General features: G+C 71.5%; 19 protein-coding genes and 1 other RNA gene. 2 read left to right on the forward strand and 18 right to left on the reverse strand.

Going from position 1 to position 22,032, the window contains the following annotated elements:
• Positions 1-287: 287 nt before the first annotated feature.
• From CG740_RS31065 to CG740_RS31095, 7 genes are all read right to left on the reverse strand, one after another.
• Complete coding sequence (locus CG740_RS31065) at positions 288-569, reverse strand: HU family DNA-binding protein (RefSeq protein WP_003968811.1); 282 nt, start codon at positions 567-569, stop codon at positions 288-290.
• 346 nt (positions 570-915) lie between these two features.
• Entirely contained in the window at positions 916-2,349 is a 1,434-nt protein-coding gene (locus tag CG740_RS31070; RefSeq protein WP_100578612.1) for an NAD-dependent malic enzyme, read from the reverse strand.
• Positions 2,350-2,783: 434 nt separating this feature from the next.
• Entirely contained in the window at positions 2,784-5,177 is a 2,394-nt protein-coding gene (locus CG740_RS31075) for a HelD family protein (protein WP_100578613.1), read from the reverse strand.
• A 117-nt stretch (positions 5,178-5,294) separates the two neighbouring features.
• The gene (locus CG740_RS31080; protein ID WP_100578614.1) at positions 5,295-6,056 is read right to left on the reverse strand and encodes an anti-sigma factor family protein; all 762 of its coding nucleotides are present in this window, start codon (positions 6,054-6,056) and stop codon (positions 5,295-5,297) included.
• Entirely contained in the window at positions 6,053-6,640 is a 588-nt protein-coding gene (locus CG740_RS31085; protein WP_100578615.1) for a sigma-70 family RNA polymerase sigma factor, read from the reverse strand. Before CG740_RS31085 ends, CG740_RS31080 begins: the two co-directional genes overlap by 4 nt.
• Positions 6,641-6,816: 176 nt before the next feature.
• Positions 6,817-7,377, reverse strand: a complete 561-nt coding sequence (locus tag CG740_RS31090) for a CGNR zinc finger domain-containing protein (RefSeq protein WP_100578616.1) — start codon at positions 7,375-7,377, stop codon at positions 6,817-6,819.
• Positions 7,378-7,456: 79 nt separating this feature from the next.
• Positions 7,457-7,978, reverse strand: a complete 522-nt coding sequence (locus CG740_RS31095) for a GNAT family N-acetyltransferase (RefSeq protein WP_100578617.1) — start codon at positions 7,976-7,978, stop codon at positions 7,457-7,459.
• Positions 7,979-8,054: 76 nt separating this feature from the next.
• On the opposite strand from CG740_RS31095, the gene CG740_RS31100 reads away from it, so the two are divergent.
• Positions 8,055-8,366, forward strand: a complete 312-nt coding sequence (locus CG740_RS31100; protein WP_100578618.1) for a type II toxin-antitoxin system VapB family antitoxin — start codon at positions 8,055-8,057, stop codon at positions 8,364-8,366.
• A 6-nt stretch (positions 8,367-8,372) separates the two neighbouring features.
• On the opposite strand, the gene CG740_RS31105 is transcribed toward CG740_RS31100, so the two are convergent.
• From CG740_RS31105 to CG740_RS31130, 6 genes are all read right to left on the reverse strand, one after another.
• On the reverse strand, positions 8,373-9,539 hold the full coding sequence (locus CG740_RS31105; protein WP_100578619.1) for a uroporphyrinogen-III synthase: 1,167 nt from the start codon (positions 9,537-9,539) through the stop codon (positions 8,373-8,375).
• A gap of 102 nt (positions 9,540-9,641) precedes the next feature.
• The gene (locus CG740_RS31110) at positions 9,642-10,979 is read right to left on the reverse strand and encodes a nitrate/nitrite transporter (RefSeq protein WP_100578620.1); all 1,338 of its coding nucleotides are present in this window, start codon (positions 10,977-10,979) and stop codon (positions 9,642-9,644) included.
• Between the two features lie 144 nt (positions 10,980-11,123).
• On the reverse strand, positions 11,124-12,281 hold the full coding sequence (locus tag CG740_RS31115; protein ID WP_100578621.1) for an acyltransferase family protein: 1,158 nt from the start codon (positions 12,279-12,281) through the stop codon (positions 11,124-11,126).
• Positions 12,278-14,383 carry a bifunctional polysaccharide deacetylase/glycosyltransferase family 2 protein gene (locus tag CG740_RS31120; RefSeq protein ID WP_100578674.1) on the reverse strand — a complete coding sequence of 702 codons (2,106 nt, stop codon included), beginning with the start codon at positions 14,381-14,383 and terminating at the stop codon, positions 12,278-12,280. The genes CG740_RS31115 and CG740_RS31120 overlap by 4 nt, the downstream gene beginning before the upstream one ends.
• 217 nt (positions 14,384-14,600) lie before the next feature.
• The gene (locus CG740_RS41635; protein WP_159030437.1) at positions 14,601-15,236 is read right to left on the reverse strand and encodes a hypothetical protein; all 636 of its coding nucleotides are present in this window, start codon (positions 15,234-15,236) and stop codon (positions 14,601-14,603) included.
• Positions 15,237-15,388: 152 nt separating this feature from the next.
• Positions 15,389-16,399: a LysR family transcriptional regulator gene (locus CG740_RS31130; RefSeq protein WP_100578623.1), complete on the reverse strand. Its 1,011-nt coding sequence runs from the start codon at positions 16,397-16,399 to the stop codon at positions 15,389-15,391.
• 102 nt (positions 16,400-16,501) lie between these two features.
• Here CG740_RS31130 and CG740_RS31135 point away from each other — a divergent pair, with 102 nt between their 5' ends.
• Positions 16,502-17,728: an MFS transporter gene (locus tag CG740_RS31135; RefSeq protein WP_100578624.1), complete on the forward strand. Its 1,227-nt coding sequence runs from the start codon at positions 16,502-16,504 to the stop codon at positions 17,726-17,728.
• Between the two features lie 119 nt (positions 17,729-17,847).
• Here CG740_RS31135 and ssrA read toward each other — a convergent pair.
• The 5 genes from ssrA to ftsE form a co-directional block, all read right to left on the reverse strand.
• Positions 17,848-18,217, reverse strand: a transfer-messenger RNA (tmRNA) gene (gene ssrA / locus CG740_RS31140).
• Positions 18,218-18,323: 106 nt separating this feature from the next.
• The gene (gene smpB / locus CG740_RS31145; protein ID WP_100578625.1) at positions 18,324-18,836 is read right to left on the reverse strand and encodes an SsrA-binding protein SmpB; all 513 of its coding nucleotides are present in this window, start codon (positions 18,834-18,836) and stop codon (positions 18,324-18,326) included.
• A 34-nt stretch (positions 18,837-18,870) separates the two neighbouring features.
• Entirely contained in the window at positions 18,871-20,070 is a 1,200-nt protein-coding gene (locus CG740_RS31150) for a S41 family peptidase (protein WP_100578626.1), read from the reverse strand.
• 102 nt (positions 20,071-20,172) lie between these two features.
• The gene (ftsX, locus tag CG740_RS31155; RefSeq protein WP_100578627.1) at positions 20,173-21,090 is read right to left on the reverse strand and encodes a permease-like cell division protein FtsX; all 918 of its coding nucleotides are present in this window, start codon (positions 21,088-21,090) and stop codon (positions 20,173-20,175) included.
• A 46-nt stretch (positions 21,091-21,136) separates the two neighbouring features.
• Positions 21,137-21,826, reverse strand: coding sequence for a cell division ATP-binding protein FtsE (gene ftsE, locus CG740_RS31160; protein ID WP_100578628.1), 690 nt, complete (start codon positions 21,824-21,826; stop codon positions 21,137-21,139).
• Positions 21,827-22,032: the final 206 nt, after the last annotated feature.

Consider the following 22,032-nt stretch of genomic DNA (forward strand, 5'->3'; position numbering starts at 1 on the left):
TCCTCAAACTCCCCCAAGGCCTCAAGGGCCGGGGGGGGACCCCCATGACGGGCTGAAATGCCCGATGCGGGCCGGCACCCAGGCTGTTAGGGGCGCGGGGAACTGCGCGACCAGCCACGCACGGTGGACGGACGAAAGCGGGTTCAGGGGGCGCGGGGAACTGCGCGAACGGTCCTCGCAGCCCCCAGCACCCACAAGCCCGCGCACGCGAAAAGGGCGGCCACCCCGGAAACCCGGGGTGGCCGCCCTTCGCGTTGCTGCTAAGCGCCTTGCAAAGCCAAGAGCGCTTACTTGCCCTTGGCGGCTTCCTTGAGCTTCGAGCCCGCGGAGACCTTCACGCTGTAGCCGGCCGGGATGTTGATCGGGTCGCCGGTCTGCGGGTTACGAGCGGTACGAGCGGCACGGTGGGTGCGCTCGAAGGTCAGGAAGCCGGGGATGGTGACCTTCTCGTCGCCCTTGGCGACGATCTCGCCGACGGTCTCGGCGAGAGCGGCCAGCACGGCGTCGGCGTCCTTGCGGGTCACCTCGGCGCGGTCGGCCAGCGCGGCCACCAGCTCACTGCGGTTCATGTTCTTACTCCCGTGTTCTTCTTGCCTGTGAGGCGTGCCACGCGGCGGAAGCCGCATGTTGGATACAGCGAAGCCGATGCTGCCAGGGCTCTCGGACAGTCCCCGGACCCGGGTCTGTGTCAGACCCTCGCGCCCGGTTAAGCATCCTGCCCCCACCTATGGCGGGAAAGCCAATCCGGCACCCTCCCGAGTCACCCTGAGTCACACGAAAAGCGCCACTGCCTCATCAAGGTGACGCTCCGTCGACAGGGTGAGAACTCCCGGGACGTAGCCGGTACGGATGCGGGTCATGGTCCGCCACCCTAAGGGGGCGTTACTGGGCCCGCATCCCGCGACGCGCCGTAGCTCAGACCGACGTGGGACCCGTCACAGCGGCTCCGGCGGCCTTGGCCGCGTTGCGGACGGCTCCCGCGACGGCTCCGGCGACCTTGTCGTTGAAGACCGAGGGAATGATGTAGTTGGCGTTCAGCTCGTCCTCGGCGACGACGTCCGCGAGCGCGCCGGCCGCGGCCAGCATCATGTCCGTGTTGACGGTGCGGGACTGGGCGTCGAGCAGACCGCGGAAGACACCCGGGAAGACCAGCACGTTGTTGATCTGGTTCGGGAAGTCCGAGCGGCCGGTGGCCACGACCGCCGCCGTCTGACGGGCGATCGCCGGGTCCACCTCGGGGTCCGGGTTCGCGAGCGCGAACACGATCGCGCCTTCGGCCATCGCGGCCACGTCGTCGCCGTTCAGGACGTTGGGGGCGGAGACGCCGATGAAGACGTCGGCGCCGACCACGGCCTCCTTGAGGGTGCCGGTGAGGCCCTCGGGGTTGGTGTTGTCGGCGATCCAACGCAGCGCGGACTCGGGGCTCGCCTCGACCAGGTCCTCGCGGCCCGCGTGCACCACACCGTGGATGTCGGCGACGACGGCGTTCTTGACGCCGGCCGCGATCAGCAGCTTCAGAATGGCCGTACCGGCCGCGCCCGCACCGGACATGACGACCCGTACGTCACCGATGTTCTTGTTCACCACGCGCAGCGCGTTGGTCAGCGAGGCGAGCACCACGATGGCGGTGCCGTGCTGGTCGTCGTGGAAGACGGGGATGTCGAGGGCCTCGCGCAGCCGGGCCTCGATCTCGAAGCAGCGCGGCGCGGAGATGTCCTCCAGGTTGATGCCCGCGAAGCCGGGGGCGATCGCCTTGACGATCTCGACGATGGCGTCGGTGTCCTGGGTGTCCAGGCAGATCGGCCAGGCGTCGATGTCGGCGAACCGCTTGAAGAGCGCCGCCTTGCCCTCCATGACCGGCATGGCGGCCATCGGGCCGATGTTGCCGAGGCCGAGCACCGCGGAGCCGTCGGTGACGACCGCGACGGTGTTGCGCTTGATGGTCAGGCGCCGGGCGTCCTCGGGGTTCTCGGCGATCGCCATGCAGACCCGGGCCACACCCGGGGTGTAGATCATCGAGAGGTCGTCACGGTTGCGGATGGGGTGCTTCGACTGCATCTCGATCTTGCCACCGAGGTGCATCAGGAAGGTACGGTCGGAGACCTTGCCGAGGGTGACGCCCTCGATGCCGCGCAGCTGCTCGACGATCTCGTCGGCGTGCGAGGTGGAGGTGGCCGCGATGGTGACGTCGATGCGCAGCTTCTCGTGGCCGGAGGCGGTCACGTCGAGGCCGGTCACCGATCCGCCGGAGGACTCCACGGCCGTGGTGAGCTGAGAGACCGCCGTGCCGCTGGCGGGCACCTCAAGGCGGACCGTCATCGAGTACGAGACGCTGGGCGCCGTTGCCATGACCGTGTTCCTCTGCTTTCCCTAGCTTCGTTGCTAGCACCGCCCCGGCTGTGGCGCGGCGGTGCCATCCGATGGTCGCACCTACTGGCTGGTAGCCGATAATGGGCAACACTTTTCGGAAAGTTGTTTCCACCATACGAGAAAGTGGTGGTCCGGCGGAAGACCCAACGTGTACCCGGGACCCGACGGCCGGCCCCGCGCACCCACGACTGCGCACCAACGACTCCGCACCAACGACAACAGGCCCACGCCATCCGAAGATGACGTGGGCCTGTCGCTCACGTTAAGACACCGACCCGCCATGCTCGCCTCGCGGCAAGTGGTCGCTCTAAGCGACTAAGGTTGGGCCCGGGGGCTTGGATCGAGCCGGTGTCACAACCAGGCTAACAAACCACTCCGCCAAGTGATCCCAGCATCGCGAGTTGACTCCGAAATTAATCGCGGAGCAGATCCGGCACCCCGTTCGCGTCCGGCTCGTCCCGGTCCCCCGAGACGACCGTGAGCTGCTGCGTCGCCCGGGTCAGCGCCACGTAGAGCACCCGCAGTCCGGCCGGGGACTCGTCCGCGATCTCGGCCGGCGAGACGACCACCGTGGCGTCGTACTCAAGGCCCTTGGCCTCCAGGCTGCCCAGCGCCACCACCCGGTCACCAAGCCCCGCGAGCCAGCGCGCCGCCTGCTCGCGGCGCCGCATCGCGACGACCACGCCGACCGTGCCGTCCACCTGGTCGAGCAGCCGGGCCGCCTCCTCGCGCACCGCGCGGGCGAGGTCGCCGCCGCGCACCACGGCGAACCGGGGCTCGACACCCGTGGAGCGCACGGCGGCCGGGGACTTCATGCCGGGCATCGCCAACGCCAGTACGCGGGCGGCCAGTTCGGCGATCTCGGCGGGGTTGCGGTAGTTCACGGTCAGCTCGAAGCGGCGGCGCGGGCGGCTGCCCAGGGCTTCGTCGCGGGCCTCGCCCGCCTCGTCCGGGTCGGACCAGGACGACTGCGCGGGGTCGCCCACCACCGTCCAGGTGGCGGTGCGCCCGCGCCGGCCGACCATCCGCCACTGCATGGGCGTGAGGTCCTGCGCCTCGTCGACGATGACGTGCGCGTACTCGGTGCGCTCCTGGGCGAGCCGCTCGGCGCGCTCGCGCTGGGTCTCCTCGCGGTGCGGCATCAGCTCTTCGAGGCCGGTCAGCGCGTCCATCGGGTCGTACTCGCGCTTCTTCCTCGGCCGGGCCGGGGCGCCGAGCAGCGTCTCCAACTCGTCGAGCAGGGCCACGTCGTGGACCGAGAAGGCGCCCTCGGCGGCCCGCGCCAGCGAGCGGGCCAGGCGCCGCACCTCGCCCTGGTTGAGGACGCGGCGGGCCCAGCGCCCCAGTCTCTTCTCGTCGGCCATCGCGGCCAGCACCCCGCGCGGGGTCAGCTCCGGCCACCACGCGTCGAGGAAGGCGATGAAGGCGTCCTCGGAGGCGATGTCGTCGTCGAAGGAGGAGCGCAGCTCGGCCGCCAGCTCCGGGTCGGTGTGCCGGCCCGAGGCGCCCGACTTCGACCACAGCGCGTCCAGGAGCAGCCTGCGGGCGCGCGGGCGGAGCAGGTTGACGGGCGCGGTGCCGCCGAGCACGGTCTGGCGGATGCGGCGCAGTTCCTCGCCCTCCAGCTCGACGCGCGCGCCGAAGGCGACCACGCGCAGCCGCTGGCCGGGGTGCGGGGCGGGAGCCTGCTCGCCGAGGGCGAGCTGCTCGCCGCCGCGCCGCCGGGACCGCCTGGGCTGCTCCCCCGGGCCCTCCAGGGCGCCCCTGGCGGCCCTGCGCAGCACGTGGAGCATGCGGGACGAGCCCTTGATGCGGGCGACCGCCGGGTCGTCGTACTCGGTGGCCTCCGCGCCGTCCACGAGGTTGCCGACGGCCCGGATCGCGACCTGGCCCTCCTCGCCGAGCGAGGGCAGCACGCCCTCGGTGTACGCGACGAGCAGCGGCGTCGGCGAGACGATCAGGATGCCGCCGGAGTAGCGGCGCCGGTCCTGGTAGAGCAGGTAGGCCGCGCGGTGCAGCGCGACCGCCGTCTTGCCGGTGCCCGGACCGCCCTCGACGTACGTCACGGAGGCGGCGGGCGCCCGGATCACCAGGTCCTGCTCGGCCTGGATGGAGGCCACGATGTCCCGCATGGTGTGGCTGCGGGCCTGCCCGAGCGCCGCCATCAGGGCGCCGTCGCCGATGACGGGCAGCTCGGCGCCGTCCAGGGTCGCCTTCAGCTCCGGGCGCATCAGGTCGTCCTCGACGCCGAGCACCTTGCGGCCCTTGGACCGGATGACCCGGCGGCGCACGACCCGGCCCGGGTCGACCGGCGTCGAGCGGTAGAACGGGGCCGCGGCCGGCGCCCGCCAGTCGATGACCAGCGGCGAGTAGTCGGCGTCCAGGACGCCGATCCGGCCGATGTGCAGCGTCTCGGCGATGTCGGCCGTGCCGTCGGGGCGCACGGCGTCCTCGGCCGCTTCCACCGAGGTGTACGCGCCGTCCGGCCCCTTCTTGCCGTCCTTTCCGAGCAGCAGGTCGATCCGGCCGAAGAGGAAGTCCTCGAACTCGTTGTTGAGCCGGTTGAGATGGACCCCCGCCCGAAAGACCTGGGCGTCGCGTTCGGCGAGGGCGCCGGGCGTGCCGACCTGACCCCGCTTGGCGGCGTCGTTCATCAGGAACTCCGCCTCGTGGATCTTCTCCTCCAGGCGGCGGTACACCTGGTCGAGATGTACCTGTTCCCCAGCGATCTCGCGTTCCCGGACCGAATCCACAGCGGATTCGGCGGTACCGGAAGCGGTATCGACAGCGGCATCCTGCGCGGCCACCGAGGCCCCCTTCTGACGTGCATTGGGCAGCCGTCAACCGTACGCGAAGGGGGACCCGATGTCAGGCCACAATTCGGTGCCGAACCGCATGTCGGGACGCCTGTCCCGCCCCGCGGCTCACGCGGGGACGTCCACGAGCGCCTTCCCGTCGAACGTACGGACCTCGAAGTGGTCGATCTGCTCGCGGGTCATCGCGGTGCCGCCGTGCACGTACAGGGGGTATTTCGCCGATTCGTGCGGGCTGTCCTCGATCCCGTAGCCCCAGTTCGGCACCGCCCAGGACGTGACGGTCTCCTGGTCGCCGTTCTTGCCCACGGCGATCAGGCTGCACTTCAGCGGGCCCTTGACGTTCTTCAGTTCCAGGACCGTATGGGTGCCCCAGGCCTTGGGCTCGGTGCCGACGGTCGCGGTGACCTGGGTCTTCGGGTCCGTCGCGGAGACCTTCTGGCTCATGTGGTTGAAGAAGGCGTCCTCGGCCGGGCTGGTCGGATGCGCCTCGGCGCTCTGCTGGGTGCCGGTGGACGAGGAGGTCGCCACCACCGCGACGGCGGGCCCGCCCACGATCAGCGCCGCCGCGGCCGCCACCAGGTACGTGGTGCGCCGCCGACGTTTGGCGCGCTGGGCTGCGACCTCGCTGATCAGGGCCGTGGACAGGCCGGGCGGGGCGGGCCGCAGCGGCTGGGCGGCGGGGCCCGGGAACTCCCTGAGCGTGGCGAGCATCGGCTCCATTCCCGCCAGCGCGTCGAGTTCGGCGCCGCACGCCGGGCAGCCCGCGAGGTGCGCTTCGAAGGCGGAGGCCTCGGCGTCGTCGAGGATGCCCAGCGCGTACGCGCCGACAGCCTCGTGCGGCGAGCCTTCCGCGTGCTCCCCGGTCGTCATGTCGTCACCCCCCGTTCCTCCAGTGCGAGTTTCATGGAGCGCAGGGCGTAGAACACCCGGGACCGCACGGTCCCGCTGGGCACGCCGAGCACTTGGGCCGCCTCATTGACGGTACGTCCCTTGAAGTACGTCTCGACGAGTGCCTCCCGGTGCGCCGGGGTCAGGTCGTCGAGTGCGTCGGAGAGGGTCATCAGCCACAGCGCCTTGTCGATCTCGTCCTCCGCGGGCATGACCTCCAGCGGCGACGGATCGACCTCCTGCGGCCGGGCCTGCCGGCTGCGGTGGCCGTCGATGACGATGCGGCGCGCGACCGTCACCAGCCAGGGGCGGACCGAACCGGTGGCCCGATTGAGCTGACCGGCGTTCTTCCAGGCACGGATGAGCGTCTCCTGCACCACGTCCTCGGCCCGCTGGCGGTCGCCGGCCACGAGGCGCATCACGTACCCGAGCAGCGGCCCCGCGTGCTCGCGGTACAGCGCCCGCATCAGCTCCTCGTCGGGCACGGAGCGGTGCTTGGCCCCTCGCGGACGGTCATCGGCCACGGCGGCATCCTTGCGCAACCGGCACCTCCAGGTCGAGACCATCCCGGTGCGCGGCTGCGCGCCGGTTCGCCCCTCCATACGGACGGTTGTCGGGAACCATTCAAAGGCGCGCCGGATTTCTCAACGAACTTGCTTTATCCACGGTTTCAGGGGCGCGGGGCAGTTGCGACGGCCCCTTCTCGACGGCCACCCTCGACAGCCCTTCCCGACGGCAGCTTTCAGAGCGCGGCGACGCGGCGCCGGTGCCGGGCCACCCGTTCCCGGTTGCCGCACACCTCGCTGGAGCACCAGCGCCGCCGCCGGCCGCGCGAGGTGTCGAGGTAGAGCAGCCGGCAGTTGTCGCCCTCGCACTGGCGGAGCCGGGCCCTGGCCTCGGGGTCGGTGAGCAGGTCGACGGCGTCCCGGGCGACGACGGCGAGCAGCGCGCCGCACTCGGGGGCCCGGCTCAGCGTGCGGACGAGCCCGCCGTCCGCACCCCTGATCGCTCGGACGCCCGGGGGCGGGGCGGCGGCCAGCACGTTGACCCGGTCGAGGGCGGTGGACGCACCCTCGACCGACGTCCCGAGCTCCGCATTCACCAACTGGGCTATGCAGTACCGCAGTTCGACGAAACGGGCGAGCCAGTCAGCGTCGAGCCCGGCCAGCCGGGTGCCGCCCGGTACGAGTCCGGCACCGAGCAGCCAACGCCCCAACTCTGCGACCCCGCACAGCTGTTCGCTCTCCTGCGCTCCGGTCGCCACCAGATCCAGACAGATCCGCCCGGAGTCGAACCGCACCATGCGCCTGTCACCGCCTAGGGGGTTACCGGTGAGTGCCTCCCCCCAGAGTGCCCGCCCGGGGCCGCCCCCGGAAGACCTCCTACCGCCCGGGCACGCCGATGGGCGGCCCGTCGTGCAGGATGCGCTGGAAGAGCCGGTGGTCGCGCCACTCGCCGTCGATGTGCAGGAACCGCGGCGCGAGGCCGAACTCCTCGAACCCGGCCTTGCGGAGCACCCGTTGGGAGGCGTGGTTGTGGAGCACCGTGCCCGCCTCGACCCGGTGCAGGCCCAGCTCGTCGCGGGCGATGCGGCAGATCTCCCCGGTGCCGCTCGTGGCGAGGCCCCGGCCGTTGTACTCGGCGTCGACCCAGTACCCGAGGTTCCCGCTGCACAGCGGGCCGAGCACGATCGAGGAGAGGGTGAACTGCCCCACCACCCGCTCCCCGTCCACCCACAGCCAGCGCCGCGCCCCCGCCTCGGACAACCGCTCGCGCTGCGCGTCGGCGGTGTAGAAGTACTCGTCCCGAAACGGCTCCCAGGGCCGCATGTGCTCACGGTTGCGCACCAGGGCGGCGGCTATGGCAGGGGCGTCGGAGAACTCGGCGGGGCGCAGTGTCGTCATGGGCGTACGGTAGCGATTCGGGGGCGCCGTAGGAGTCGTGGGCCATCCTTGCGGAAGCCGACGCCCGGAGGCCCCCATGTCCGCCACCCGGATCGCCATCGACGACGAGGCGCTCGCCGAGGCGATGCGACTGTCCGGCATCCGCGCGCAGAGCGAGATGGTGAACCTCGCCCTGCGCGAGTACGCCGCGCGACGGCGGCGCGGGACTGGGGCGACGTGCGCTTCTGGCGTCTGCACGCCGCCGAGAAGGACATCTCCTGAGCATGCCCGCCACCCGGGACCCGACCGCCGTCCGGCGGTTTCAACAGGCCCCCCACTCGGCGAGGTCGCCGCGGCCGACCTCCTCCCCGGCATCCGGGAGCACAACGTCACCCACGCACCCCGCTGACCGCCCTCACCCACCCCCGTACTTCGCGTCCGCCGCCGGGTCGAGGGCGAGGCGGTAGCCGCGTTTGACCACCGTCTGGATGATGCGCGGGGCGCCAACTGCCGTGCGCAGGCGGGCCATTGCCGTTTCCACGGCGTGCTCGTCCGTGCCGGAGCCCGGTAGCGCGCGCAGCAGCTCGGCGCGGGGCACCACCCAGCCGGGGCGGCGGGCGAGGGTGCGCAGGAGGGCCATGCCCGCGGGTGGGACGGGCCTGAGTTCGCCGTCCACGACGACCGCCTGGCCGCGGATCTCGACCCGGCACCCCGCCAGCGGCAACCCCCTTGCCCGGGTCGGCAGTTCGGCGCACAGGAGCTGGACGAGCGGGCCCAGACGGAAGCGCTCGGGGGCGTGCGTCGTCACACCATGGGCCTGGAGGGGCAGCGCGGTGACCGGTCCGACGCAGGCCACGAGCACGTCGTCGTGCAGGGCGAGCAGCAGCTCGGCGAGCATGCCGCGTTCCTCGGCCCGCTTCAGGAAGGAGGCCGCCGCGGGGGCGCTGGTGAAGGTGAGGGCGTCCAGGCCGTGCGTGACGGTGGCGTCCAGGAGCCGGTCGAGCGGCGCCGGGTCCCGCGGCGGCAGCCAGCGGTAGACCGGCACCCCGACGACCTCGGCACCGGCCGCGCGCAGCGCCTCCACGAAGCCGGGCAGGGGTTCTCCGTGCAGCTGGATCGCGATGCGCCGGCCCGCCACGCCTTCGGCGAGCAGCCGGTCGAGGACCTCGGCCATCGACTCGGACGACGGCGACCAGCGCTCGGTGAGCCCGGCGGCCCGTACCGCGCCCTTCACCTTGGGTCCCCGCGCGAGGAGTTCGACGCCCGCCAGGGTCTTGAGGAGGTCATCCCCCACCCCCCAGCCGTCGGCGGCCTCGACCCAGCCGCGGAACCCGATGGCGGTGGTGGCCACCACCGTGTCGGGTGCCTCGGCGATCAACTCCCGTGTCGCGGCGAGCAGTTCGCGGTCGTCGGCGAGCGGCACGATCCGCAGCGCGGGCGCGTGCAGCACGGCGGCCCCCCGCCGGACGAGCAGTGTCGCGAGCTCGTCGGCCCGGCGGGCGGCGGTGACCCCGACGGTGAACCCGGCGAGCGGCCCGTGCGGTGCGGCCGCTTCTGCTTCTGCTTCTGCTTCTGCGGACATGAGTCTCCCGGTGGTGCGGTGGCGTCCGAGCCTGCCAAGGGGGCGTGACGCCCGGGGTTCACCCTGGTTTCCCGGGTGTTACGTGACCCGGCACGGCCAGGATCACACCTCGCCGTAGGCGGGCGCGGGCGCGGCGGACGCGGGCACGGCGGCCGGTTCGCGGATGTATACCGCCCAGGTCACCGCGAAACACGCCGCGTAGCAGACGAGGAAGGCGGCGAAGGCGGCGGTGCCGGTGCCCGAGGTCTGGAAGGACTGGCGGAAGGCGAGGTTGATGGCGAGCCCGCCGAGCCCGCCGACCGCACCGACGATCCCCATCGCCGCCCCCGAGAGCCGCCGCCCGTGGGCCGCCGCCGCCTCCCCCGCGAGGCCGCGTGCCAGGGCCTTGGCCTGGAAGATGGCGGGGATCATCTTGTACGTGGACCCGTTGCCGAGCCCGCTGAGCACGAACAGCGCGATGAAGCCGGTGAGGAAGACGGGCAGCGACTTCTGCGCGGAGGCGTACAGGACGACCCCGGTGGCGGCGGCCATCGCGGCGAAGTTCCCCAGCGTGATGCGGGCGCCGCCCCAGCGGTCGGCGAGGCGGCCGCCGACGGGCCGGATCAGGGAGCCGAGCAGCGGTCCGATGAAGGTGAGCGAGGCGGCCTGCAAGGGGGTCCGGCCGAACTGGGTCTGGAGCACCAGGCCGAAGGCGAAGCCGTAGCCGATGAAGGAGCCGAACGTGCCGACGTACAGGAACGCCATGATCCAGGTGTGCCCGTCGCGCAGCGCCTCCCCGGCAGCGCCCTTGTCCTCGCGGACGGGCGCCAGGTTGTCCATGCCGAGCGCCGCCCCGAGCCCGGCGAGGGCGACCAGCGGCAGGTAGACGGCGAGCACGAGGCGCGGGTGGGTGGCGCCGGCGGTCGCGATGACGAGCAGCCCGACTAGCTGCACCACGGGGACGCCGATGTTGCCGCCGCCCGCGTTCAGGCCGAGCGCCCAGCCCTTCTCGCGGAGCGGGAAGAAGGCGTTGATGTTGGTCATCGAGGAGGCGAAGTTGCCGCCGCCCACCCCGGCGAGCGCGGCCACCAGCAGGAACGTGGTGTACGAGGTGCCGGGCTCCATCGCGAACCACGCGGCGCCCGCCGGGAGCAGGAGCAGCAGTGAGCTGAAGACGCTCCAGTTGCGGCCGCCGAAGCGGGCGACGGCGAAGGTGTAGGGGATGCGGGCGAGGGCACCGACGAGGGTCGACACCGAGATGAGGAAGAACTTGCCCGCGGGGTCGACTCCGTAGGCGGGGCCCATGAAGAGGACCATCACCGACCACAGCGTCCAGATGGAGAATCCGACGTGTTCGCAGAACACGGACAGGTAGAGGTTGCGCCGGGCGACGCGCCTGCCGGTCTCGCGCCAGAAGGCGTCGTCCTCCGGTTCCCACCGCTCGATCCAACGGCCGGCCATCGTGCCTCCACGGTCGTAGCGCTTGTCGTGACAGCGACCTTACGGACGGCGGGTTTCGGCCGGGTGCCCGCGGGTGACCGGGGTGCAACCTTGTCTTCACGCGGGGCGGGCGGCGGCGGTGAGACCGCCGCCCGCCCGGTGGTGTCAGGCGGGCCAGAGCCGGGGTCGGCGCTTGGCGGCCACGTCCTCGACCCAGCCGAAGCACAGCACGCACAGGCCGATGAGGACCCAGGTCACCAGGAGCACCGGCCAGGAGCTGTCGAGGAACCGGCCCAAGCCCGCCAGTGCGTCGATGCTCCACAGGTCGTCCCAGACCGTGGCGGCCACCAGGATGCACAGGTTGTGCCACAGATAGACCGTCACGGCCCGCGAGTTGAGCAGGGTGATCAGACGGTCCCAGCGGCGCAGCGGGGCGGGCCAGGTGGCCCAGGAGGGGCTGATGTGCAGCAGCAGGAAGACCGCACCGAGCGACCACAGGGTCTGCGCGAGCGGGATCGAGTCCAGCTCGGTGTCGCCGAAGAGGGAGAACCCGCCGTGCACCGCCCACCAGAAGCCGACGGCCATCACGATCGGCGCGAGCGAGGGCACCAGGTAGTTCGGCAACTTCCGCAGCACGCCCGCCTGGTGGGCCATGCCGAGGATCCAGCAGGCGCCGAAGGTGGCGAAGTCGGTGAGCGCGGAGTCGATCCGCTCGGGCAGCCCGAGGTCGACGAACTCCAGGAGCGCCGACAGCGCGACCGGCGCGAAGACCGTCGGCCACGGCAGGCGCCGGAGGAGCGTCCTGAAGAGCGGCGAGAGCAGCACGAACCACAGGTAGGCGCGCAGGTACCAGAGCGGTTCGGCGAGGTTGGCGCCCCAGTTGTCGCCGAGCACGTGGTGGATGCCGGGCAGGCCGGCCGCGTACGGCGGGTCGCTGAGCGGGACCACCCAGAACAGCAGGTGGCCCCACCACCAGGCCGGGTGCCCGTCGGATGCGGGGCCCCAGCCCTGGGCGAGCATGCCGGTGATGCCGACCGCGCCGAGCAGCCACATCGGTGGCAGGAGCCGGCGCAGCCGGCCGCGGACGACCTGGACGGCGGGCCGCTTCAGGGAGCGGGCCATCAGGTTTCCGGCGAGCGCGAACATCACGCCCATGGAGGGGAAGGCGATCGGCAGCCAGGCCCAGCCCATCAGGTGGTAGAGCACCACCCGGAACAGGGCGAGGGCGCGCAGGAAGTCGAAGTAGCGGTCGCGGGCGGGCGGCCGGGGCGCCGGGGCGGGCGGGGTGGCCGCCGCCTCCGGCACCTCCACGTACGCGGTCATCCGGCGACCGCCTTCCGCTCGGCCGGGTTGCCCGGAGCCTCGACCACGCCGGTGCGGCGCAGCTTCTGCCAGCGGAGCCGGCCGCCGGTGACCGCGGTGATCCAGGACTGGAGCAGCACGACGTACATCAGCTGCCGGTACAGGACCTGCTGGAGCGGCAGGGACAGCAGATGGGTGAGCCGCTCCTTGTCGAGCCGGAACGCGTAGGCCGCGCACACCCCTTGGATCGCGAGCACGACGAGCCAGGCCACGATGGTCTGCCCGGTCTTGCCGAAGACGATCCCGTACAGCAGGAAGATGTCGATGAGCGGGGCGAGCAGCGGGGCCACCACCATGAACAGGGCGACGAGCGGCAGGCCGACGCGGCCGAAGCGGCCCGAGGCACCGCGGTCCTTGATGGCGCCGCGGTGCTTCCAGATCGCCTGCATGGTGCCGTACGACCAGCGGTAGCGCTGCGACCAGAGCTGCTGGACCGACTCGGGGGCCTCGGTCCAGGCGCGGGCGTTCTCGGCGTAGACCACGCGCCAGCCGTCGCGGTGGATGGCCATGGTGATGTCGGTGTCCTCGGCGAGGGTGTCCTCGCTCATGCCGCCGACCCGCTCCAGGGCCTGGCGGCGGAAGGCGCCGACCGCGCCGGGGATGGTGGGCATGATGCCCATCAGGTCGTACATGCGGCGGTCGAGGTTGAAGCCCATCACGTACTCGATGTGCTGCCAGGCGCCGATGAGCGAGTCCCGGTTGCCGACCTTGGCGTTGCCGGCGACCGCGCCGACGCGCGAGCTGCCGAAGGGCTGGACGAGTTCGCGGACGGTGCCGGGCTCGAAGACGGTGTCGCCGTCCATCATCACGACGATCTCGTAACGGGCGTGCGCGATACCGTTGTTGAGGGCGGCGGGCTTGCCCGCGTTCTCCTGGCGCACCACGCGCACGTTGGGGTGTCCGAGCGCCTCGACGATGTCGGCGGTGCCGTCGCTCGAACCGTCGTCGATGACGATCACTTCGATCGGATGATCGCTCGCCATGAGCGAACGAACGGTGTTGGCGATGCATTCGCGCTCGTTGTACGCGGGCACGAGCACCGAGACCGGTTCGGTGACCGGCGGCCCCCACGCGAAGTCCTTGCGGCGCACCTTGCGGGCGTGCACGAAGGACAGCACCAGCATCAGGCCGAAGCGGGTGAAGACGAGCACGCCGATGACGGCGAGGCCGACGACCAGGAAGTCGGTGGTGTGCTCGGCGACCTGGACGGCCCCGACGAACGCCTCGCCCTTCCACAGGTCCATGCCGCTGACCGGGGTCAGCGCGCTGGGTGCGCCGAGGGCGGTGGTGAGGTTGACGAAGGTGTAGCCCGACTCCTGCATGTCCGGCAGGAACTTGTCGAGTGCGGCCACGGTCTGCGAGCGGTCGCCGCCGAAGTCGTGCATCAGGACGATGGCGCCCTTGTCGTCCTCCGGGGTGGCGTTGTGGATGATCTTCTTGACGCCGGGCCGCTGCCAGTCCTCGCTGTCGGTGGAGTCGAGCGCCACGACATAGCCCTTGCTGCCGACGTACTGGACGACCGGCCAGGTGTCGTTGTCCATGGCGTCGGCGAACGAGGAGTACGGGGGCCGGAACAGCGAGCTGTGCACGCCCGCGGCGCCCGCGAGCGCCAGCTGGTTCTCCGAGAGCTCGCGGTCGATCCGCGACTTCGACTGGTAGGACAGATCGGGGTGGTTGAAGGTGTGCAGACCCACCTCGTGGCCCTCGGCGACCATGCGCTTGACGAGGTCGGGGTAGCGCGAGGCGTTGGTTCCGGTGACGAAGAAGACGGCGTGCGCGTGGTACTTCTTCAGCTCGTCGAGGACCTTCGGCGTCCAGGTGGGGTCCGGGCCGTCGTCGAAGGTGATGACGATCTTGTGGTCCGGTATCCGGAGGCTGACCGGCTTGTCCGGGGTGCGCGCGTCGATGACCGGGCCGCCGTCGATGATCTTCTCGGGCACCTTGTCGGTGGGCGCGGGATCGCGCACGCGGTGGTCCGCGGAGATCTCGCTGTGCACATAGCCGCGCAGCATCAGCATCGCGACGAGCGCGACGAGCAGGAGCAGCGGCAGCAGATAGCGCATGGGCAGCCGCTTGCGCCGCGACGGCCGCGGCTTGGCCTGGGTGGTTCTCATGGCAGGTGTCGTTACGCCTTCGGGGCGGTACGCCGAGGTGGCCGTACGGGGTTGGTGCTCAGGGTGCTCGGACCGCCGTCCGGACCACTGCGGGCGGGCCCGGGGGACGGGGTTGCTCGGGGCCGCTGCTCCCGGGCCGGCACGGGCGGGCCGGGGACAGCGGGGCTCAGGCGCCGGTCTTGCCGGCGGTGGGGGTGATCGCGCCGTTGGCGGCCGGCTTGTGCGAGGCGCCGGGGTGCGGGGATGCCTTGCTGCCCACCGGGCTGTGCCCGGTGACGGGCGCGGCGCTGTGCACGGCCTTGGCGGGCTTGGACGCCTTGGCCAGGGGGGCCTTGGGCACGCTGTGCGTGGGGGCCGCGGCCTGCTTCGGGGAGGCCTTCGGCTGCGGGACCTGCGAGGCGGCCGCCCGGGGCGGCGCCGTGACGGCGTCGGCCTTGCCGCCGTCGGGGAGGTTCAGGCCGGGGGCCTGGGAGTTGCCGCCGAGCAGCGAGCCGACGAGGGCCACCGCGAAGCCGGTGGCGGCGAGCCCGCAGAGCCAGCCGAGCCCGCGCAGCTTCTTGCCGCGCCGCCCGCTGGCGTCGACGAACACGGGCCGGTCGTGGCCCTGCTGGGCGGGGATGCCCGGCAGCGGGTTGAAGATCGGGATCTCGACGGTCGCGGACCGCTCGACCGGCTCCTGCTTCTTGATCAACTCCGCTGCGGAGACGCCGAGTTGCATCGTCGCGTCGGGCGAGGGCCGGCGATCCCCCGGCCGGCCGGAGCGGGGCTGTCCGCCCGGCCCGTTGGTTATCCGACTGTCCATGTTCGTACGCACTCCCTGAATGTGTTTCGCGGGTTGCGCGCACGACTCCCGGGCGCCACATCCGGAACGAGGAGACCCCACTCGTTCCGCGCGCCCCCATATCCCGCCGCACCCGGGCGATGAATGTAGCGCACGAGCCTGTGGACATGTGTTCACGTATCGAGTGATGTTCGCCCTGGCCCGTCCACTTGTGGGGCATCGGCCGCCATCAGGGACAAGTCGGGCGCCGGAAGCCAGCTTCCGCGGGGCCTGTCCAACCAACCGTGTGCCGCCGCCGCTTCGCGCGCGACCTCGCGCAGGACGCGCACGCCGGGATGCGCGAGTCCCCTGCGCCACACCAGGGAGACCGGCGCCAGCGGTACGGGTCCGGTCAGCGGGCGCACCACCATGCCGGGCACGTCCATGAACTCGGTGCTGGCCAGCACCGACCAGCCCTGCTTGCGCACCACCCGGACGAACTCCTCCTCGCCCGCGATCTCCGGGAAGGGCGCGGCCGCCCGGATGCCGCGCCCGGCGAAGAGCCGCTCGGCCAGATCGGTCCACTCGGTGGTGGCCGGGTTGCCCGCAGCCGTGTAGAGCGTCTCGCCGGCCAGGGCGGCCAGCGGCACCTCGGCCAGGCCCGCGAGCCGGTGCCCCGCGTCGAGCAGCACCGCCATCCGCTCGTAGCGCACCGGCTGGTGTCCGAGCCCCGCGAGGACCGCGGGGTCGAGCCCGGCCACCCGGCCGAAGGAGACGTCGAGGCGCCCGGCGAGGATCTCGGCGGCGGCCCCGCTGAGCCCGCTGATGAACCGGGCCACGAACTCGACGCCGGGCGCCCGCTCCCGGGCCCCGGCAAGGACCCGCGCACCGGTGCCGACGGGCGCCGAGATGTCGACGAGCAGCGGCCGCCCGGCGCCCCGGTCCACCCACGCGGCGCGCAGTTCGTCGTGCGCGGCGAGCACTCCGCGGGCGTACGGCAGCAGCCGTGTCCCGTCGGCGGTGAGCGCCACGGCCCGGGTGGTCCGCACGAAGAGTTCGGTGCCCAACTCCCGTTCCAGGCGCCGGATGTCACGGCTCAGCGCCTGCTGGGCGACGAAGAGCCGGGCGGCCGCGCGGGTGAAGTGCAGCTCCTCGGCGACGGCGGCGAAGGAGCGCAGCAGGCGCGGGTCGATGTCGTGGGGCACACCCGGCAGTCAACAGCAGCACCGACACCCACAACAAGAGTGGGTGAATGGGCGCTGATCAGGTGTTGGACCCCCGCACGCGGCCCCCGAAAGGATCGGGGCATGCCGCAGACAACCCCGCTCGCCCGCCGCCGGAACGCGTACATACGCCTGTTCCGCGCCCCCGGCGCCCTCGCCTTCACGCTGGGCAATCTCGTCGCCCGGCTGCCCATGGGCATGTTCGGCGTCAGCGCCGTGTTCATGATCGCGGGCGCCCGTGGTTCCTACGCCCTCGCGGGCGCGGTCACCGCCACCGGGCTCGCCGCGACCGCGCTGGTCGCGCCCTGGACGGCCCGGCTGGTCGACCGCTACGGCCAGGCCCGAATCGCCGTGCCGGCGACGGCTGTTGCCGCCTCCGGCTCGCTCGCCCTGCTCCTGTGCGTGCACTTCGACGCCCCCGCCTGGACCCTGTTCGCCGCTTACGCCGCGACCGCCACCACCCCCAACACCGGCGGCATGTCCCGGGCCCGCTGGGCCCATCTGTACCGGGACGACCCGGGCGCCCTGCACACCGCCAACTCCTTCGAGCAGGCCGTCGACGAGCTCTGCTTCATGCTCGGCCCGGTCATCGCGGCGGCCCTCTGCTCGGCCTTGTTCCCCGAGGCGGGCACGCTGATCGGCGCGGTGCTGCTGCTGACCGGCATCCTGCTGTTCGCCGCCCAGCGCACGACCGAGCCGCCGGTCACGCCCCGCACGGAGGGCGCCAAGTCCCCCGTGCGGACCAGGGGGTTCGCCCCGCTGCTCGCCGTCTTCCTCGCCACCGGCGCGGTCTTCGGCTCCCTGGAGGTGGTGACCATCGCCTACGCCGACGGGCTCGGCCACCGCTCGGCGGCCGGCGGGGTGCTCGCGCTCCAGGCCGCCGGCTCCTGCGCCGCCGGGCTCCTGTACGGGTCGGCACGGCCGGCCGTCGATCTGTCCCGGCGCCTGGTGGGCTGTGTCGCGGCGATGGCCGCGCTGATGTGCCTGCCGCTGCTCGCGGCGCGCACCACCGGCTCCCTCGCGGCGCTCGCGGCGGCGCTGCTCTGCGCGGGCGCCGCGACCGCGCCGACCATGGTCACCGGCATGACGCTGGTCCAGCGGCGCACCCCCGAGGGCCGGCTGAACGAGGGCATGACGCTCGCGGTCACCGCGATCCTCGGCGGCATCGCGGCGGGCTCGGCCGTCGGCGGCCAGGTCATCGAGCGGGCGGGCGCGGGGACGGGCTACTCGGTCCCGCTCTGCGCCGCGGCCCTCGCCCTGCTGGTGAGCGCCGTCGTACACGGGCGGTACGCCGCCCCGCCCCGCCGATAGGCGAGCGGCCGAGGCGGATGGGACACCGGTCCCGGACACGACAAAGGCCCGGCCGCTCGAAAGCGACCGGGCCTGTGCCTACATGGGGCGAGGAGATCCGGAAATCCGGCGCTCCTCGATCGTGGAGATGGCGGGAATCGAACCCGCGTCCAACGGTGCAAAAACAGGGCTTCTCCGTGTGCAGTTCGCTGCGATTTTCTCGGCCCCGGCAATCACGCGAACAAGTCGCCGACGGGCCCAGCCACTGTTTGATTTCCTTCCAAACCCCGTGACCGGGTCTAGAAGTTTAGTTCCCTAGCTGATGCCAGTATCCGGGTCGGGAACAGCCCCGGGCTGACACTTCGCAAGTCGCTACTTAGGCAGCGAGGGCGAAGGAATCGCGCTTGGTGTTGGCGATTATTGTTTGCGACATATGGTTTACGAGATCATTGCCGCTTCCTCGACACGCTTCCCCTGCTTCGACATCCGCTGTCGAAACCGATCATCCCCATGTTGTTTTTTCAAGGTGGTGCCACACCTTCGCTGAGGTGCAGTGCCATCGTACGTGACCAACGCCCGAGGGTGCCAGCCTATTCCGCCCGGCCCGGCCACCGGCCTAGCGCAGGCTGGCCCGCTCCTTGCGCTTGACGGCGGAGATGGCACGGTCCGTCTCGCGGCGGTCCTGCTTCTCGCGCAGCGTCTGACGCTTGTCGTACTCCTTCTTGCCCTTGGCGAGCGCGATCTCGATCTTCGCCCGGCCGTCCTTGAAGTACAGCGCGAGGGGCACGATCGTGTGACCCGACTCCCCGGACTTCGCCTCCAGCTTGTCGATCTCGACCCGGTGCAGCAGCAGCTTCCGCTTGCGCCGCGCGCTGTGGTTGGTCCAGGTGCCCTGCGCGTACTCCGGCACATGCACGTTGTGCAGCCAGGCCTCGCCGCCGTCGATCTGCACGAAGCCGTCCACCAGCGAGGCGCGGCCCTGGCGCAGCGACTTCACCTCGGTACCGGTGAGCACGAGACCGCACTCGTAGGTGTCGATGATGAGGTAGTCGTGGCGTGCCTTCTTGTTCTGCGCGACCAGCTTGCGCTTGCTGTCCTTCTCTTTGTCCTTGCCCGTGTTCTTAGCCATAGTGCGGCCATTTTCGCACCCCGGCGCAACAGGTTTAAGACGTGCCGCCCAGACCGCTCAGAACCGTCTCGGCGTGTTCGAGGGGATGGTCGGTGACGGGCAGGTCGGGCGTGATGCCCTTGCCGTCGAGCCCGTGGCCCGCCGGCGTGCGGTAGTGGCCCACGGTCAGCTCGGCGACCGAGCCCCCCGCGAGGCCGGTGGGCATCTGGACCGAGCCCTTGCCGAAGGTGCGCGAGCCGACCGTGACCGCGCGGCCGCGGTCCTGGAGCGCGCCGGTGAGGAGTTCGGCCGCGCTCATCGTGCCGCCGTCGATCACCACGACCAGGGGCCGCGCGGCATCCCCGCCGCCGCTCGCGTACAGCGCCCGCTGGGCGCCGTGCACGTCATAGGTGGCGACCAGGCCGCCGGGCAGGAACGCGGAGGCGGCGGTGACGGCCTCGCCGACCAGGCCGCCGCTGTTGCCCCGCAGGTCGAGCACGATCCCGGCGCCCTTCGGGGCGCGGCGCACCGCGCTGCGCACCTGCTCGCCGGTGCCCTTGGTGAAGGCGGTCACCTTGATCATCACGACCTGGGCGGAGAGGTTCCGTACGGAGACGTCCTCGGTGTCGAGGACCGCCCGGTCCACGGTCTGCGTCCAGGTGCGCGAGCCCCGGCCGAGGCCTAGGGCCACCCGGCTGCCGGCCGCGTCGCCGCGCAGCCGCGCGACCACTTCGGTGACGGGCTGCCCGTCCGCGGACCAGCCGTCGATGCTGCGCAGATGGTCACCCGGCTCGATGCCGGCCCGGTCGGCGGGGCCGCCGGCCTGGACCCGGGTCACCTGCGTGCGGCCGTCGGCGGCCCGGGCGACCCACAGGCCGACGCCGGTGTAGCGGCCGTCGAGGGCGTCCGCGTACTGCTCGTACTCCGCCTTGTCGTACACCGCGCCCCAGCGGTCCCCGCTGCGGCCCACGGCCTCCTCGGCGGCCCGGCTCGCGGACTTCCCGTCGGCCTCGGCGTCGGCGGCCGCGCGCCGCACGTCCTCCGCGGTGCGGTCGCCGCCGCGGGTGGTGTGCCCCTCGCGCGGATCGAGGGCGGCGGCCGCGGCGGGGCCGGCCGCGAGCGGGACGGGGTGCTGCTCGGTGCGCGGCAGGCAGTTGGTGGCGGCCGCGGTCAGCAGGACGCTCGCGAACACCAAGGTCAGAGCCGCCCCGCGGCGCACCCCGCGGGGCCTGGGACAGAGATCCGGACCCGACATGGCGCCGAGTCTAGGACAGACTCCGGGCGCCGTAGGGGGTGTTGCTCCTACGGCGCCCGGGGCGTATGTCACACGCGGGGTACGGACCTCGGGGTGCCCGGGTCAGACCTTCAGGTACTTGCGCAGCGCGAAGAAGGCGGCGAGCGCGGGCATCAGGACGCTGGCCGCGAGCACCAGCGGGAGCTTGGCGAGCACCGCGTCCCAGCCGATGAAGTTGATCAGGTTGAGCTTGTGCGCCAGGTCGAGCCCGTGGTCGATCATGAAGTAGCGGCCGACGACCAGGAAGCCCGCGGCGGCCACGCCGCCCATCAGACCGGCGAAGGCGGCCTCCATGATGAACGGCGCCTGGATGTAGAAGCTCGACGCACCGACCAGGCGCATGATCCCCGTCTCGCGCCGCCTGCTGAAGGCCGAGACGCGCACGGTGTTGACGATCAGCATCAGCGCGACGATCAGCATCACGAGCATGACCAGGATGGCCGCCATGTTCATGCCGTTGAGCAGCCCGAACAGGTTCTCCAGGATGCCCTTCTGGTCCTGCACCGACTGGACGCCGTCCCGGCCCGCGAAGGCGGTGGCGACCACGGCGAACTTCTCCGGGTCCTTGAGCTTGACCCGGAACGACTCCTGCATCTGGTCCGGCGTGATCGAACCGGCCATCGGGGAGCTGCCGAACTGCTCCTTGTAGTGCTTGAACGCCTCGTCGGCCGACTCGTACGACACCGTCTGGACGACGTCCAGCTTCTTGAGGTCGCCCTCGATGTCCTTCTTCTGCTGGGCCGTCACCGCGCCCTTGGAGCACTTGGCAACGCTCTCCGCGTCCGCCTTGTTGCAGAGGAAGATCGAGACGTTGACCTTGTCGTACCAGTAGCCCTTCATGTTGTTGACCTGGTCCCGCATCAGCAGCGAACCGCCGAACAGCGCGAGGGAGAGGGCTACGGATACGACCACGGCGATCGTCATGGTCAGGTTGCGACGGAGACCGACCCCGATCTCCGAGAGAACGAACTGGGCGCGCATGGCGACTATTTCAGCCTTTCAGTGCTCGACGAGTGCTCTACGGCGCTCAGTGCTGGTAGCCGTAGACGCCGCGCGCCTGGTCTCGTACGAGGCGGCCGGACTCCAGCTCGATGACGCGCTTGCGCATCTGGTCGACGATGTTCTGGTCGTGGGTCGCCATGATTACGGTGGTGCCGGTCCGGTTGATCCGGTCGAGCAGCTTCATGATGCCGACGGAGGTCTGCGGGTCGAGGTTGCCGGTCGGCTCGTCCGCGATGAGCAGCATGGGCCGGTTGACGAAGGCGCGGGCGATGGCCACGCGCTGCTGCTCACCACCGGAGAGCTCACCGGGCCTGCGGTCCTCCTTGCCGCCGAGCCCGACGAGGTCGAGCACCTGCGGCACCGCCTTGCGGATCTCGCCGGGCGGTTTTCCGATGACCTCCTGGGCGAACGCCACGTTCTCCGCAACGGTCTTGTTGGGGAGCAGCCTGAAGTCCTGGAAGACCGTGCCCAGTTGGCGCCGCATGTGCGGCACCTTCCAGTTGGAGAGCCGGGCGAGGTCCTTGCCGAGCACGTGCACCTGCCCATGGCTGGCGCGCTCTTCACGCAGGACGAGCCTCAGAAAGGTCGACTTCCCGGAACCGGACGAGCCGACGAGGAAGACGAACTCACCCTTCTCGATTTCGAGGGAGACTTCCCGCAGGGCTGGTCGGTTCTGCTTGGGATAGGTCTTGGAGACATTGTCGAATCGGATCACGGGTGCACCACGGGTCGGCCGGGAGTATAGGTGTGCGTGACCTTACGCGAACGGGACGAGCCCGCGCAGGCCGCGTCCGGGGATGCCCCTTATGTCCCTTGGGTCGCGGGGGCGGGATGCGGAGGAATCAGGCGGGGCGCGCCGAAACGCGCGCGAGCTGGCACAGTGGTAGGGGGAACGGTTGCGTTTCCCTGAGCGTTGAGCGG

It is taken from the genome of Streptomyces sp. CB01201 (assembly GCF_002803085.1).
Taxonomy (GTDB): domain Bacteria; phylum Actinomycetota; class Actinomycetes; order Streptomycetales; family Streptomycetaceae; genus Streptomyces; species Streptomyces hundungensis.

Excerpts from the sequence above, each read along its gene's own strand:
- CG740_RS31065 (WP_003968811.1), bottom strand. The coding sequence starts at position 569 with ATGAACCGCAGTGAGCTGGTGGCCGCGCTGGCCGACCGCGCCGAGGTG.
- CG740_RS31070 (WP_100578612.1), bottom strand. The coding sequence starts at position 2,349 with ATGGCAACGGCGCCCAGCGTCTCGTACTCGATGACGGTCCGCCTTGAG.
- CG740_RS31080 (WP_100578614.1), bottom strand. The coding sequence starts at position 6,056 with ATGACGACCGGGGAGCACGCGGAAGGCTCGCCGCACGAGGCTGTCGGC.
- CG740_RS31085 (WP_100578615.1), bottom strand. The coding sequence starts at position 6,640 with ATGGTCTCGACCTGGAGGTGCCGGTTGCGCAAGGATGCCGCCGTGGCC.
- CG740_RS31090 (WP_100578616.1), bottom strand. The coding sequence starts at position 7,377 with ATGGTGCGGTTCGACTCCGGGCGGATCTGTCTGGATCTGGTGGCGACC.
- CG740_RS31095 (WP_100578617.1), bottom strand. The coding sequence starts at position 7,978 with ATGACGACACTGCGCCCCGCCGAGTTCTCCGACGCCCCTGCCATAGCC.
- CG740_RS31100 (WP_100578618.1), top strand. The coding sequence starts at position 8,055 with ATGTCCGCCACCCGGATCGCCATCGACGACGAGGCGCTCGCCGAGGCG.
- CG740_RS31105 (WP_100578619.1), bottom strand. The coding sequence starts at position 9,539 with ATGTCCGCAGAAGCAGAAGCAGAAGCAGAAGCGGCCGCACCGCACGGG.
- CG740_RS31110 (WP_100578620.1), bottom strand. The coding sequence starts at position 10,979 with ATGGCCGGCCGTTGGATCGAGCGGTGGGAACCGGAGGACGACGCCTTC.
- CG740_RS31115 (WP_100578621.1), bottom strand. The coding sequence starts at position 12,281 with ATGACCGCGTACGTGGAGGTGCCGGAGGCGGCGGCCACCCCGCCCGCC.
- CG740_RS31120 (WP_100578674.1), bottom strand. The coding sequence starts at position 14,383 with ATGCGCTATCTGCTGCCGCTGCTCCTGCTCGTCGCGCTCGTCGCGATG.
- CG740_RS41635 (WP_159030437.1), bottom strand. The coding sequence starts at position 15,236 with ATGGACAGTCGGATAACCAACGGGCCGGGCGGACAGCCCCGCTCCGGC.
- CG740_RS31135 (WP_100578624.1), top strand. The coding sequence starts at position 16,502 with ATGCCGCAGACAACCCCGCTCGCCCGCCGCCGGAACGCGTACATACGC.
- smpB (WP_100578625.1), bottom strand. The coding sequence starts at position 18,836 with ATGGCTAAGAACACGGGCAAGGACAAAGAGAAGGACAGCAAGCGCAAG.
- CG740_RS31150 (WP_100578626.1), bottom strand. The coding sequence starts at position 20,070 with ATGTCGGGTCCGGATCTCTGTCCCAGGCCCCGCGGGGTGCGCCGCGGG.
- ftsX (WP_100578627.1), bottom strand. The coding sequence starts at position 21,090 with ATGCGCGCCCAGTTCGTTCTCTCGGAGATCGGGGTCGGTCTCCGTCGC.